Here is a 13467-nt window from a genome sequence, read left to right as displayed (position 1 = left end):
GTGATGGACGCGGAGGTCCTGATTGTCGGCGGTGGTATCGCAGGTCTGTCGCTGGCGTGGCAACTGGCGCCGCGCGCCAAGGTGGTTTTGGTGGAGGCAGAGAACGCGCTGGCCTACCACACCTCGTCCCGGTCCGCGCGGCAAATGCAGCCCAGCTACGGGCCGGCTCCGATCCGGGAACTGACCACCCGAAGCATCGCCGCCGTGCGGAATATTTCCGCCGATCTTGGCCGTTCGATTCTGCTGCCACGGCCCTTGATCTTCATCGGCAGCACGGAAGACATCGCGGCCCGAACCGCCGAAGATGAGTTCCTGGTTCGGATCGGAGCCACGGAGGCGCTGCGGCTCAGCCCTGACCTGCGCCCTGGATCGTTTGCGGACTCCTGCCTGGACGCATCTGCATTAGAAGTCGACGTTCCCGCCCTGCTCGAGTACTACCGTGCCCAGGCCACGGCGGCCGGGGCAGTCATTGTGCTGGGTGCGCCGGTGCATACCGCGGCGCGCACCGGCTCCGGCTGGACCGTCGGGGCCGGTGATCACGCCTACAGCGCACCCGTCGTGGTCAATGCCGCCGGAGCCTGGGCCGATGTGCTCGCCGTCGACTTTGGTGTGCGCAGTCAGGGAATGCGGCCGCACCGGCGGACGGCGGCCATTGTGCGGACCAACCGCGCAGCCGATCCGGCCGGTCCGATGATCGCCGCGGCGGACGATACCTGGTATTACCGTCCGGACGGATCGTTCCTGCTGATCTCCCCGTGTGAATCGGAACCCAGTATTCCCGAGGATGCCCGTCCCATCGAAGCGGACGTCCGGCGCCTGATGGCCCGGATCGATGCTGTCAGCTCACTGGGAATCCTGGCCGTGGAACGGTCCTGGACGGGCCTGCGCACGTCGGTGGCGGATGGGCTGCCCGTTGTTGGATTTGATCCGGAGGCTCCCGGCTTCTTTTGGCTCGCCGGCCAGGGAGGCTATGGAATCCAGACCTCTGCGGGCTTGGCTGCCCTCGCCGCCGAACTCATCCTCTCCGGTCACGATTCTGCTGGTGTTGGCGCCGGTGGTCCAGCAGCGGATCCGGTGGCGGAGGCGTTGCGGCCGGACCGCTGAAGGCGTCGCCAACGCAGGGGCCTTGGACTGGTCCCTCCTAACTGCTGGCTCCGGACGCCAAAACGCCCAAGCCCAGGGCGGCGAGAATCGCACTGCTGGCGCGTTCCATTACGCTGCTGACCTTGGGCTTACGCAGCCAGCCCATGGCTTTCGCGGCGACGATAGCCACCGCGGCCAGATAACTGAACCCGATTCCGGACTCGATGCATCCCAAAACCAGCGCCGTCGCAAGGGTGTTGCCGCCATGCGGAATGAACTGCGGAACCACAGCAAGATAAAACAGGCCCACCTTAGGGTTGAGCAGGGTGGAAACGGCGCCGGCCCAGAATCCCGCCATCGTGCCGTAACGTGGCGTGGCCCGGCCGGCCGGGCTTCCAGCCGTTCCGGCCCGCTCTTCGCTGGCGACGTCGTCGTGCGCTGCGGTCGAGGAGGACTGCCGACGGATGCCGTCCCGCCGGGAGCGGAGAAAAGTTGAAATGCCCAAATAGAGAAGATACAGCCCACCGGCGATTTTCAGCCAGCGGAAGATCAGCGCGGACTGCTCCAGGACGGCTGCCAGCCCTGCACCGACCAGCGCCGCCCACATCAGGCCGGCCAACGCGCGGCCCGCCGCCGCCGCGAGCCCTGCACCGACGCGGTTGAGCGCAATCCGCAGCACGAGAAAAGTATCCGGCCCGGGTGTCAGGGACAACAGCAGGCACAGTCCGGCAAAGGCCAGCAGCGAGGCGAAAGTCACCCCGTGATTCTCTCACCTCGTCTGTCTCAGTGCACCTGCTCCTGCGCCTGCTCCCGCAGTGTCCGCACGGTCCGCTCCTCGCTGCGAAGGCGCACTGGCTGACCCGTCCTGGCCGACTCCTGCGCCGCGTTGACAATCTGCACGGTCCGCAGCCCGCCGCGGCCGTCCGCGCCCGTCATGTCTCCGGTCTGGACCATGTCCAGGAACCGCTCGAGCATCAGGGCGTCCAAATCGGCTCCGAAGGGCAGCCACAGGGCGCCGCGGCTGTCGTAGCCGCCGACGTGGGAGGCAAATGGGTCTATCTTGATGGAGCCCTTGGTGCCCGTAACTTGCAAGGTTAGTCCACCCCAGGTGGGTGCACTGGCGGGCTGGCTCCAGGAACAATCGATCGTGGCGATGATACCGCCGTCATACGTCAGATTCACCATGCCGCCGGTCTCGACCCGGACGCCGGTGTCGGCGTGAAGTATCCGGTTCGTAACGGCCCGGACGCTGAGAACCGGCAGGCCCAGCAGATCGTCGAGCAGGTCGGCGCAGTGCACCACGTGATCGACCAAGGCGCCGCCGCCTGCCAGTTCCGGATCGGTAAACCAGGACCGGTCCGTGGGCATCCAACCGTTATTGGTTCCCACGACGGAAAGCACGTCTCCTAATTGTCCGGCCCGTACTCGTTCCTTTAGTTCGCGGTAAGCGGGCGAAAATCGGACCGGGAAGGCGATCATCAACTGCACTGCGGCGGCGTCCGAAGCGTCCACCGCCGACTTTGCGTCGATCGCCGAGGTGGCGAGTGGCTTCTCACAGAGGATGTCTGCTCCGACCGCTGCGGCCTTGCGGACCAACTCCAGATGCCTGGAGTTCTCCGCGCAGATAATGACCGCCTGCGGCTGCCAGGCAAGTGCCTCCTCATAGCTGTCGACATACCGGACGCCGTAATCGGCGGCGAATTCCGCACCCCTGGGGCCCGCATCGGAGGCGGCCGCGCCCTCCGGGTCCGCTGTCAGCAGCTCAACGTCATCGCGGGCGCACAGGTGGCGGAGATAGCTGTGGGCATGGGTATGCGCGAAGGACAGCAGGGCGACCTTGAGCCGGGGCGCGGTGGTGGGCCCGGTCATCGCGTGCTGCTTTGGGCTGCGGCGACCTGCGGAGCCGCGAACGGGACCGCCTGGCCGGATCGCAGCGATTCATTGGCGGCCTCGGCGAGGGCAAGGGCGACGAGCCCATCGTCAAAAGAAACCCGCGGAGCCGGACCGCCGCTGATGGCAGCGGCGAATTCACGGATTTGCGTCAGATAGGGGCTTTCAGCCCCCGTGGCAGCCGGGAGATACGAGGCCTCGTTGTGCTGGCCGAGGTTGCTCACCACGGACGCATCGGCCGCGGAGTCGAAGTGAAGGGAGCCGGCGTCCCCTGCCAAGTCGAACGATGTCCGGAACTCCATGGTCGCCGGTCCCCAGACGCCTTGGATATGCGAAATGGCACCGCTGTGGTGGGTCAACGTCACGTGGGCACTGACCGTCCGCGGCGTCTTGCCAGCGGCGGTGGCCGGATGCTGGATGGCGTAAACCTGAGTTACTTCTCCGGCCAGCCAACGCGCCTGGTCCAGGTCATGGATCATCTGGTCCATAATCAGCCCGCCGGACTGTTCTTGATCGTAGAACCAGTCCCTAAGAGGCCCCGCTCCGCCGCGGCTGAAGCGCAGGATAGCCGGAATGCCCAGCCGGCCGGCGTCAATGGCAGCTTTGGCCGCGGCGTACTCGGGGAAAAAGCGGACCACGTGACCGGGATATATCTGCACCCCAGCCGCACGCGCAGCGCGCAGCACCGCGGTGCCTTCGGCTACAGTGCGTGCCACGGGTTTCTCACAGATGATGTCCTTGCCGGCACGGATGGCGGCGAGCGAAATGTCACTGTGGCTCGCCGTCGGCGTGCAGATGTCGACAATGTCGGCGCACTCCAGCAGCTCCTCGAGTGTAGGGGCAACCTTCAGGCCGTACCGCCCGGCGAGTTCCTCGGCCCCCTCCAGGGAGTAGACCGTCACCTTCGCCCCGAGAGCGAGCCATGCCGGCACGTGGACGCCGGTGATGCCGCCGGATCCGACCAGTCCTACTTTTAATTCAGTCACAGGGTCCTATTTCATTCCAGAGAAGGCGATGCCATCGATCACGCGGCGCTGCATCACCAGGAACAGGATCAGGACCGGTGCGCTTGCCATCAGGCTGGCGGCCATCAGGACGGGGTAGTTGGTGGAGTTTTGGCCCTGCAGGGTGGCGAGCCCGGCTGAAAGTGGCATGCTTTCGGCGTACGTGGACACCACAAGGGGCCAGAGCAGATCATTCCAGGACCACAGCACGGTAATGATGGCCAGAGCAGAGAGCCCCGGTTTGGCCAGCGGAAGCATGACCTTCCAAAATGTCTGGAATGGATTGCAGCCATCCAAGCGGGCTGCTTCTTCCAGTTCATCGGGCAGGCCAAGGAAGAACTGCCGCATCATGAAGGTCCCGAAAGCGCTGAAGATGCCGGGGGCGACAATGCCGGCCGTGGAGTTGAGCCAGCCGAGACCCTGGATGATCTGGTACTGCGGGATCAGGTAGACCTGCGACGGGACCATCAGGATGGCCAGGATGATGCCCAAAATCAGGCCCTTAAACGGAAACCGCATCCGGGCAAAGGCATAGCCGGCCAGCGAGCACAGGGCCAACTGGCCGATGGTCCTGATGATCGTGATGCTCACCGATACCCAGAACTGGCTCATGAACGGCATGGCGGTGAATACGTCCGCGAAGTTGTGCCACTGCAGGTCGTTGGGCCAAAACGTTGGCGGAACGGACATGACCTGGGAGTTTGTCGAGAGCGACATGATGATCTGCCACAGGAACGGGAAGATCATGATGACGCTGCCGGTGATCAGGATGATGTGCGCACCGACGTTGGAACCGCGTTTGCGCCGCTGCGAAGCCCGGAGGCGGGCGCGCGGGATGGCCAGCTGCTGTGTCAGGGAACTAGACATAGTTGACCCACCGTCGTTGTAAGCGGAACTGGATGGCCGTGGCGATTGACACCAGCACAAGGATCAGCATGGCGATGGTGGCGCCATAGCCCTTGTTGTTCTTGATGAATGATTCATTGAAAAAGAGGTAGACCAGGGATTGTGAATCGGCCATGGCGGGATTGGTGCTGCCCAGCAGGACGAAGAGCAGGTCGAAGAGCTGAAAGCCGCCGATCACGGTGATGACGACGACGAAGAAGATCGACGGCGTCAGCAGCGGCACGGTGATCTGGCGGAACTGCCGGAAGCGGCTTGCCCCGTCGATGGAGGCCGCTTCGTACAGTTCCACGGGAATGCCCTTGAGGCCGGCGGACAGGATGATCATGTTGAAGCCCAGCGAGATCCACAAGCCCAGCACCGCCACGGAGAGCAGCGCAAGCCCATCGGTGGAGATCCAGTGCGGTCCGTTGATGCCCACCCGGGACAGCGCAAAATTCAGCACGCCAAAATCGCCGTTGTAAATCATCCGCCACACCATCGAGATGGCCACCGGCATGGCGACATACGGAAGGAAGAACATCGTGCGGTAAAACTTGGCGAACCGCAACCCGGGGCGGTTGACCAGGCTTGCCAGCCCCACGGCTAGGGGTACCCCGCACAGGACGATCGCTGTGTAGATCAAGGTGTTCAGCAGGGAGCGGCCGATCTGCGGATCGGAGGCCAGTTTTGCGTAATTTTCCACACCGGTAAAGGTGGAGCCGCCAAACGCGCCGGACGCCGTAAAGCTCAGATACGCCGTCTCCACGATCGGGTAGAGGAAGAAGATGGCGACGCCGATAAAGAGCGGCAGGATGAAAGCCGCGGGCCACCACCCGTCCGTCGCCCTGACGCCGCGCTGATTTCGCGGTGCACGGGGGGTGGACGCCCGCCCCGGGGCGCCCACCCTTGCTGCAGTATTAGCTGTCATCGCCGCAGACTATTCCTTTGCCAGCAGTGCGTTCATTTTGTCCGCCAGTTCCTTGGCAACGTCAGCGACGGGCTTCTTCCCCGCGAAGGCGTCGGGCAGCAGGTCCGTCTCCAACTGGTTCCACGCCGCGGTATTTTTCGAAACCGGGAACGGGAAGGCATATTCATTGGCTGCGTCTTCGAACACCTTGATGTTGAAGCTTGGAACGGAGTCAACGAAGGCCTGCTGGGTTCCGTTGAAGGCCGGATTCGCGGCACCCATGTTCGCTTGGGTCAGCGCCGCTGCCTTCGTTCCCAGGAAGGCCTGGAACGCCTGGGCGGCCTGTAAATTTTTGGACTTGGCACTCACCACATTGGCCAGGCCGTGGATCACGGTGGCCTTTTGTTCACCCTTGGGCAGCGGGGCCACGGATGCGTCATCCTTGACGGGCGATGCCTTGATTTCCGAGACCTGCCACGTTCCGGTCCACTCCATTGCGGCTTTGCCGTTATCGAACCACTTGTTGGCCGGAGTGTCGGACAGCTGCTGCATGGTCGGCGATGAGCCATCGGCGATCAGGTCAGCCCAGAGCTGGAGACCTTTGATGGATTTCGGGTCGTCGTAGCCGGATTTCTTGCCGTCCGCGGAGATGATGCTGCCGCCGGCCTGGAGAATCGAGTCGTAGTACCCCTCCTGACCACCGGACATGTTGGTGGCCACGCCGTAAATACCCTTACTCTTGAGCTTGTCGCTGATGGTCTTCGCTGCCTTGTGGAAGTCGTCCCAGGTCCAGTCCGCCGTCGGCACCGCGACCCCGGCCTGCTTGAACAGCGCTTTGTTGTACCAGAGGGCAATGGTGTCAAAGTCCTTGGGCACACCGTATTGCTTTCCATCGAGACTGTAGAGCTTGTTCAGCGACTCGGGGTAGTTGGCGGGATCCACCTGCTTCGAATCGGTCAGGGCGGTCATAGGCGCCAACTGCCCATTGGAGGCGTACAGCTGAAAGTTGGGACCATTCATCCAGAAAACGTCGGGAAGCGTGTTGGAGCTGCCCTGAGTCTGGAGCTTCGTGAAGTACTGCGCGTAGGGCGTAACTTCGCTGGTGACCTTGATGTTGGGATAGTCCTGGTTGAACTGCGAAATAACCTTGTCCATGGCCGGCTTCTGGTTCACGTCCCAGTAGCCGTAGGTGATCTCAGCCTTGAGGTCAGTTGGTGCCGGCCCCGCCTTGGCAGGTTCCGAGGCACCGCCGCCACAACCGGTCAGGAGCGCGACGCTCAGCGCAGCAGCCATACCCAGTCCGAACTTGATTCGTCTCATAAACATGCTCCTTGAATGCCGGTTCCGTGCGGAACCGTTGTCTTTGTTAGGGGTGGATCCTACCGGGGGAGACCGGCGCCTGTTGATTGGCCTGGAAGTAGCTCAGCAGCTCATCGGAAACCGGCGGCACCGCCTGGGGCCGAGCTCCACTGCGCAGCGATTGCGTGGCGGCGATTGCCGTCATGACGGCATTGCGGGCCGCAAGGGGGGACGTTTGAGTCGGTTCGCCGTGCTGAACGAAGCGCAGGAATTCCGTCATGGTGAGCTGGTCGGCATCGCTGTGCCCGTCGGCGTCACCGGTGATCGGATAGGACCGGTCCCCGTCCGCGGAGTAGCCGGAGCGTTGATTCCACACCCGCACCACGCCGCCGTCGCTGTCACCGAAGTTCTCCAGCCGCCCCTCGGTGCCAATGATGGTGTAGTTCCGCCAATAGTCCGGGGTGAAATGGCATTGCTCGTAAGAGGCCAGGACGCCGTTGTCCAACTGCATGGAGACCATGGAGATGTCCTCGACGTCAATCACCGGGTTGAGGTTGGTCTGTTCCAGCGGCGGCCAATTCTTCAGCGAGAACCAGTCATTCATCAGCTGGTCGGAGTTATCGCGCCGGTCGGTTACCGCACCGTAGACGGCCAGGTCGCCCATCGCCACCACGTTCCGGGTGTAGCCGCCGGCGAGCCAGTGGATAATATCGATGTCGTGTGCGCCTTTTTGCAGCAGCAGGCTGGTTGAGTGCCGTCGATCGGCGTGCCAGTCCTTGAAATAGTAATCGCCACCGTTGCCGACGAAGTGGCGGCACCAGACGGCCTTGACCTCTCCGATTTCACCTCGTTGGATCACGTCGCGCATCAACTGAACCACCGCCATATGGCGCATGTTGTGCCCAACGTAGAGTTTGGTTCCTGTCTGCGCGGCGGTGCTGAGTACGCTGTCCGCGTCCTCAGCCGTGGTGGCAATCGGCTTTTCCAGATACACGGGTATACCCGCCCGGAGCAGATCGACGGCGATGCCGGCGTGGGTATCGTCGGGCGAGGTGACAATAACGGCGTCCAGGGGTGGCGTGATCTCCAGCAGTTGGCGGTGATCGGCGACGACCGTTGTGTCGGCGCCGAAGAGCCGGAGCGCCCGTTCCCGTCCGCGCAGGGTCGGATCGGCTGCCGCAACCACCTTTCCCAGGCCGGAAGCCTCTACCCTAGTGCCCAGCTCGGCACGTGCCCCAATGCCTGCAATGCCCACCCGCAGATTGCCGGTGGCAGGGAGTTGGTCAGTGGATATGTCGTTCAAAATGCCTCGATTCGCAGGAACAGTCCGTGCATAACACGGCGGGGACTATGTGAAGTCAATCACCCCTCGAGGCGATCGTCAATGATTGTTCGAGCAACAAAACAGTAACTACCGATCACTATCCATCATTTTCCCGACTCGGGGCGGCACATTACTTTCGTTTCCCGAGCGTGTCGGAACCCCTCCGGAACTCCTCTGGAACTCCTCCGGAATGACCTCCGGAATGACCCCCGGAGTGACCCCCCGGAGTGACCTGCGGAATAACCCGCGGAGCTGCATCCGGGATGACAGACGGGAGCACTCATTCGGAGCTGCTGCGCTGCCCACCGCCGCCGTAGGGTTGAAGCATGAGCATGCTGATCACCAACATTGGCGAACTGATGACACAGGATCTTGAGCACCAGGTCCGCCAGCGCGCCGCCGTCGTCCTCGAGGGGGAGCGGATCGCGTGGCTCGGCGACGCCGCTGCGGCGCCGGCGGCCGACGAGGTCTTCGACGCCATGGGCCGGGCTGTGCTTCCGGGATGGGTCGATTCGCACTCTCACCTGGTCTTCGCGGGCGACAGAACGGCCGAATTTGAGGCCCGGATGGCCGGACAGAGTTACAGCGCGGGCGGGATCGGCGTTACCGTGGCGGCCACCCGGGCCGCCGACGACGACGAACTGCGCCGCCTGCTTCAGCGCCGCGTCGCCGCGTCCGCCGCCGGCGGAACCACCTACCTGGAGACGAAGACCGGCTACGGGCTGGACGTTCACCAGGAGGCGCGCAGTGCCCGGATAGCCGCGGAACAGGTTGATCAGGTGACGTTTCTGGGCGCTCACCTGGTGCCGCCCGGCACCGATGCCCAAGACTACGTGAACCTTGTCTGCGGAGATATGCTGACGGCCGTGCGGGACTGGGTCCAGTGGGCCGACGTTTTCTGCGAACGCGGCGCCTTCAGTGAGGCGCAATCCCGCCAGGTTCTGCTTGCCTGCCGCGCGGCCGGGCTGGGCCTGCGCGTGCACGGCAACCAGCTGGGGAACGGTCCCGGCGTGCGGCTGGCTGTCGAGCTCAAGGCGGCGAGCGTGGATCACGTGAATTACCTGGACGACGACGACGTCTCGGCGCTCGCGGACAGCTGGGCGCAGTGGGACGCGGCGTCCGGGACCGGCCACCCGGGTACGGTTGCAACCTGCCTTCCGGCCTGCGACCTCTCCACCCGGCAGCCACTGGCGCCAGCACGCCTCCTGCTGGACCGCAAAGTGCAGATTGCGCTCGCCTCGAACTGCAACCCCGGAACGTCGTACACCACTTCCATGAACTACTGCGTGACGACGGCCGTGCTGCAGATGGGGCTGAGCGTTGCCGAGGCGGTGCGGGCTGCGACCTACGGCGGGGCGCTGGCACTGGGGGTGGAACGCGGCGAGGATGCGGACGGCCGGCGCGCGGTCGGATCCATCGCAGTGGGCCACCGCGCGGACCTGCATGTACTGGCCGGGCCCAGCGCCACCCACCTGGCTTACCGTCCCGGCATGCCAATGACGCACGCCGTCTGGCGCCGCGGGGAGCGAGTCGTTTAGGTGCCGCCTGACTTTCCCCCCTGACTTTCCCCCCTGACTTTCCCCCCTGACTTCCCCTCTGGCTCCCCCACCTGACTTCCCACGTCTGGTTCCCCCCCCCGCCTGACTTCCCAACTGAGTAACACTTATCGCATCTAAAAACGGTTTTGAGTGCGTTATCTGTTAGTCAGTTTGGGAGGGGATGGCCCGTCGAGTGCTGCGCACGGAAAGTCGGTGACGACGACGGTGAGCACGTGTTGCGATCAGAGGTGCATGATTTGTCGATGTTTCCGTCATAAACGATCATCTGGTGCTATATTGTGATCAGCATGGCACCCCGGACGCTGCCCGTCCGCCGATCGAGGAGAATTTAGATGACCACCAGTACCGTTGCCTCCCAGGGCGGGGCATTTATGGACGAAGAACTCAGCAGCCAGCCGGAGGTATGGCTCAGGGCCATAGCGCAGGCGCAGCAGGAGCACCTGCTGCCGGCGGATGGGAAGCGCGTCGCAGTGGTGGGCTGCGGCACGTCGTGGTTCATGGCGCAGTCCTACGCCGTCGCCCGGGAATCCGCCGGCCGGGGAGTCACCGATGCCTTTGCCGCCTCGGAGGCTTTCCTGGGCAGCGCACGGCAGTATGACGCCGTCGTGGCCATCACACGCTCGGGCACGACGACGGAAGTGCTGGACATCCTTGCCGACCTGAAGGGAAAGGTGCCCACCGTGGCCGTGATCGGGGACGTGACATCTCCCGTTCGCGAGTTGGCCGACGCCGTCGTCGAACTGCCGTATGCCGACGAAAAGTCCGTGGTGCAGACCCGCTTTGCCACCGCCGCGTTGGTTTACCTGCTGACCAGCGTCGGTGTGGACCTCGATGCCGCCGTTGCGGACGCTCGGACCGCTCTCGCCGCTCCGGTGACGCAGGCATTCCTGGACGCCGAGCAGTTCACCTTCCTGGGCAGCGGCTGGACCGTGGGACTGGCGCATGAAGCCGGGCTCAAAATGCGCGAAGCAGTGCAGGCCTGGACCGAGTCCTACCCCGCCATGGAATACCGGCATGGGCCGATTGCCATCGCGGCACCGAACCGTGTGGTCTGGGTGTTTGGCGAGGTGCCCCCGGGCCTGGCCGACGACGTGGCACGCACGGGTGCCGTGCTGGTGGCCTCGGACGAGCATCCATTGGCCGAGCTGACGCGGGTGCATCGGATTGCGCTGGAGCGCGCCCGCGCCCGCGGCCTGGACCCCGATGCTCCCCGTAATCTTTCCCGTTCGGTCATTCTGGGCTGACGGTGGAACCAACTGTGCCGGACGCCGCCGTACTTGCCTTTGACGTGGGCGGGACGGACCTGAAGGTTGGTCTGGTGCAAGGCCCCATCGCGGCCGGACACACGGCAGTTTTGGACCTGCAGCGGCTGCCCACGCCGCGCGACGCCGAAAATCCGGGTGACGCTGTGGTGGACAAAATTGTGGAACTGACCCAGCAGTACCGCCGCTCGCATCCCGCCGTCCGGCTGGCGGCCCTGGGGGTTACGGTGCCGGGATTGGTTGATGAGGGAGCCGGCGTCGGCATTCGGTCCAGCAATCTTGGTTGGAAAAACTACCCGTTTACCGGACGCCTGCGTGCGCAGTTGGGCCTGCCGGTGGCCTTCGGGCACGACGTTGGGATGGCCGGCGAGGCGGAGTTCCGCGTCGGTGCGGCACGCGGCGCACGCGATGTTATTGTCCTGGTGATCGGTACCGGCATTGCTGCAGCGGTATTCGCCGACGGCGTTCGGGTGGCGGGCGGCGGTTATGCGGGTGAACTCGGCCACGCCATGGTTCCCGCTCCGGACGGTTCGCTGCAGATTTTCGAGTCCGTCGGTTCCGCCGGCGCAGTGGCCCGACGGTATGGGCAGGCATCGGGGCTGGAGGCCGACGACGGCGCACGCGGCGTTTTGCGGTTAGCCCGGGCCGGGGATGCGGTGGCGCAGCGGGTTTGGAGTGAGGCTGTGGACGCCATTGCCTTCAGCATTTCCCAGTGCGCCTCCATTCTCGGCATCGACACCGTGGTGCTGGGTGGGGGATTGGCCGAGGCCGGCGACGAATTGTTTTCTCCGCTGGCATCACGCCTCGATCAGCTGCTGACCGTCCAACGGCGTCCCCGAATTGTCCCCGCCGCACTGGGACAAAATGCCGGTCTGATTGGCTCGGCACTCAAAGCCCGCAGCCTGCTTGCCGAAGCGGCCGCTGGGACGACCTCGGGTCCGGCGGGGAATCGGTGAGCGCAGCCGCCGAGGGCCAGGAGGCCGGCGCGTCCGTCGTCTCTTCCGCCGCGGGACAGGACGCAATGGCGTCCGCCGTGGGACAGAACGCCGTCTCTTCCGCCGTGGGACAGGACGCCGTGGCGTCCGCCGCGGAGCAGGCCGCCGCGTCCGCCGCAGAGCAGGACTCCGTCGCGTCCGCCGCCGGAACCACGGAAGGCATCCGCGGAATCATAGTCACAGTGACGCCCAATCCGGCCGTGGACTTAACTTATACGGTCGACGGCATGCATCCGGGTGAGTCACATCGGGTTGCAAGCCCGCTGGTGCGGGCCGGAGGCAAGGGCATCAACGTTTCCCGGGTGATCCACCAGCTGGGACTGCCCACTCTCGCCATCACCAGCTGCGGCGGACTGGGCGGGGAACAGTTTCGCCAGGACCTGGCGGCGGCAGGTCTCGCACATCGGCTGGTGCAGGTTGCCGCCCCGACCCGGCGGACCATCGCGTTGGTGGATACCGCCGCGGACCAAACAAGTATTTTCAATGAAGCCGGCGGCGCCCTCAACACAGCGGAATGGCGGAAGCTGGCCGGCGCCGTCGTCGACAGTCTGGACACGGCCGCGGTGCTGGTGGGCTCGGGCTCGCTGCCGGCCGGTGCGCCAGCTGACTTCTACCCCGCCCTGGTGGCGTTGGCGCACAACGCCGGCGTTCCCGCCATCATCGACACCTCGGGGGCAGGCATTGTGGCTGCCGCCCGTGCCGGAGCCGATCTGCTCAAGCCCAACCTCGAGGAGCTCAGCGCCGCCCTTGGCGATCCGGACCCGGTGTCGGCGGCCCGCACCCTTATCGATCTGGGCGCGAAAATGGTGCTGGTCAGCGCCGGGCCGGACGGCATGCTCGCCTTCAGCGCCGAGGCGCCGGAGAGCTATTGGCAGGCCCACCTGGTGGCTCCGCTGCGTGGCAACCCCACCGGAGCCGGCGACGCCGCGGTGGCTGCGGCCGCCGTCGCCCTGGCCAGCGGAGTGCGGGACCCCGAAGAGATTCTGCGCCGCGCCACCGCTTGGAGCGCCGCCGCCGTCCTGATGCCGGCGGCGGGGGAGCTGTCACCCCGATATGCTCAACTGGCCGGCGAACTCATCGTCAGCCGGCATAATGGCTGACGATTTCGACCGCAGGATCAGTACGGCCACTGAAGCCCCGCCAGCCCCGCCAGCCGGGGGCCTGGGGCGAGCAGCCCGCAGCCCGTTCCGCACGCGAGGATCAAATGGACCCCGACCGATGAACCCCGGCCGATGAGTAACTACCCGAGGAGCCAGGAG

The 13467-nt window shown here is 64.8% G+C and carries 12 protein-coding genes; 5 read left to right on the top strand and 7 right to left on the bottom strand.

The window, feature by feature from the left end; all coding sequences use genetic code 11:
- The first annotated feature begins 3 nt into the window (after positions 1-3).
- Positions 4-1104, top strand: a complete 1101-nt coding sequence (locus IV498_RS06845) for an NAD(P)/FAD-dependent oxidoreductase (RefSeq protein WP_269045814.1) — start codon at positions 4-6, stop codon at positions 1102-1104.
- 37 nt (positions 1105-1141) lie between these two features.
- Here the strand turns inward: IV498_RS06845 and IV498_RS06840 are convergent, their stop codons facing one another.
- Genes IV498_RS06840 through IV498_RS06810 form a run of 7 tightly spaced genes read right to left on the bottom strand, consistent with a single transcriptional unit; the run spans position 1142 to position 8371 of the window.
- Positions 1142-1840 carry a LysE family translocator gene (locus IV498_RS06840; RefSeq protein WP_269045813.1) on the bottom strand — a complete coding sequence of 233 codons (699 nt, stop codon included), beginning with the start codon at positions 1838-1840 and terminating at the stop codon, positions 1142-1144.
- 26 nt (positions 1841-1866) lie between these two features.
- The gene (locus IV498_RS06835) at positions 1867-2952 is read right to left on the bottom strand and encodes a Gfo/Idh/MocA family protein (protein WP_269045812.1); all 1086 of its coding nucleotides are present in this window, start codon (positions 2950-2952) and stop codon (positions 1867-1869) included.
- Positions 2949-3959: a Gfo/Idh/MocA family protein gene (locus tag IV498_RS06830; RefSeq protein ID WP_269045811.1), complete on the bottom strand. Its 1011-nt coding sequence runs from the start codon at positions 3957-3959 to the stop codon at positions 2949-2951. The genes IV498_RS06835 and IV498_RS06830 overlap by 4 nt, the downstream gene beginning before the upstream one ends.
- Before the next feature lie 6 nt (positions 3960-3965).
- Positions 3966-4844: a carbohydrate ABC transporter permease gene (locus tag IV498_RS06825; protein WP_269045810.1), complete on the bottom strand. Its 879-nt coding sequence runs from the start codon at positions 4842-4844 to the stop codon at positions 3966-3968.
- Positions 4837-5790 carry a carbohydrate ABC transporter permease gene (locus tag IV498_RS06820; protein WP_269045809.1) on the bottom strand — a complete coding sequence of 318 codons (954 nt, stop codon included), beginning with the start codon at positions 5788-5790 and terminating at the stop codon, positions 4837-4839. Before IV498_RS06820 ends, IV498_RS06825 begins: the two co-directional genes overlap by 8 nt.
- A 9-nt stretch (positions 5791-5799) precedes the next feature.
- On the bottom strand, positions 5800-7089 hold the full coding sequence (locus IV498_RS06815) for an ABC transporter substrate-binding protein (RefSeq protein WP_269045808.1): 1290 nt from the start codon (positions 7087-7089) through the stop codon (positions 5800-5802).
- A 46-nt stretch (positions 7090-7135) separates the two neighbouring features.
- On the bottom strand, positions 7136-8371 hold the full coding sequence (locus IV498_RS06810) for a Gfo/Idh/MocA family protein (RefSeq protein ID WP_269045807.1): 1236 nt from the start codon (positions 8369-8371) through the stop codon (positions 7136-7138).
- Positions 8372-8718: 347 nt separating this feature from the next.
- Between IV498_RS06810 and hutI the strand changes: the two genes are divergently transcribed.
- The 4 genes from hutI to IV498_RS06790 all read left to right on the top strand — a co-directional run bounded on the left by hutI (position 8719) and on the right by IV498_RS06790 (position 13308).
- Complete coding sequence (gene hutI, locus IV498_RS06805; RefSeq protein ID WP_269045806.1) at positions 8719-9930, top strand: imidazolonepropionase; 1212 nt, start codon at positions 8719-8721, stop codon at positions 9928-9930.
- 353 nt (positions 9931-10283) lie between these two features.
- The gene (locus IV498_RS06800; RefSeq protein WP_269045805.1) at positions 10284-11195 is read left to right on the top strand and encodes an SIS domain-containing protein; all 912 of its coding nucleotides are present in this window, start codon (positions 10284-10286) and stop codon (positions 11193-11195) included.
- 14 nt (positions 11196-11209) lie between these two features.
- Positions 11210-12169, top strand: coding sequence for an ROK family protein (locus tag IV498_RS06795; protein WP_269045804.1), 960 nt, complete (start codon positions 11210-11212; stop codon positions 12167-12169).
- Positions 12166-13308, top strand: a complete 1143-nt coding sequence (locus IV498_RS06790; protein ID WP_269045803.1) for a 1-phosphofructokinase family hexose kinase — start codon at positions 12166-12168, stop codon at positions 13306-13308. Before IV498_RS06795 ends, IV498_RS06790 begins: the two co-directional genes overlap by 4 nt.
- The last annotated feature ends 159 nt before the right edge of the window (positions 13309-13467 follow it).

Source organism: Paenarthrobacter sp. Z7-10, from assembly GCF_026932795.1.
In the GTDB taxonomy this organism is placed as follows: domain Bacteria; phylum Actinomycetota; class Actinomycetes; order Actinomycetales; family Micrococcaceae; genus Arthrobacter_M.
The sequence above is the reverse complement of the archived record's forward strand: the minus strand, read 5'-3'. Positions and strand labels throughout refer to the sequence as shown.

What these genes read in the sequence shown, in the direction of transcription:
- IV498_RS06845 (WP_269045814.1), top strand. Translation starts at nt 4, where the DNA reads ATGGACGCGGAGGTCCTGATTGTCGGCGGTGGTATCGCAGGTCTGTCG.
- IV498_RS06825 (WP_269045810.1), bottom strand. Translation starts at nt 4,844, where the DNA reads ATGTCTAGTTCCCTGACACAGCAGCTGGCCATCCCGCGCGCCCGCCTC.
- IV498_RS06815 (WP_269045808.1), bottom strand. Translation starts at nt 7,089, where the DNA reads ATGAGACGAATCAAGTTCGGACTGGGTATGGCTGCTGCGCTGAGCGTC.
- hutI (WP_269045806.1), top strand. Translation starts at nt 8,719, where the DNA reads ATGAGCATGCTGATCACCAACATTGGCGAACTGATGACACAGGATCTT.
- IV498_RS06835 (WP_269045812.1), bottom strand. Translation starts at nt 2,952, where the DNA reads ATGACCGGGCCCACCACCGCGCCCCGGCTCAAGGTCGCCCTGCTGTCC.
- IV498_RS06800 (WP_269045805.1), top strand. Translation starts at nt 10,284, where the DNA reads ATGACCACCAGTACCGTTGCCTCCCAGGGCGGGGCATTTATGGACGAA.
- IV498_RS06820 (WP_269045809.1), bottom strand. Translation starts at nt 5,790, where the DNA reads ATGACAGCTAATACTGCAGCAAGGGTGGGCGCCCCGGGGCGGGCGTCC.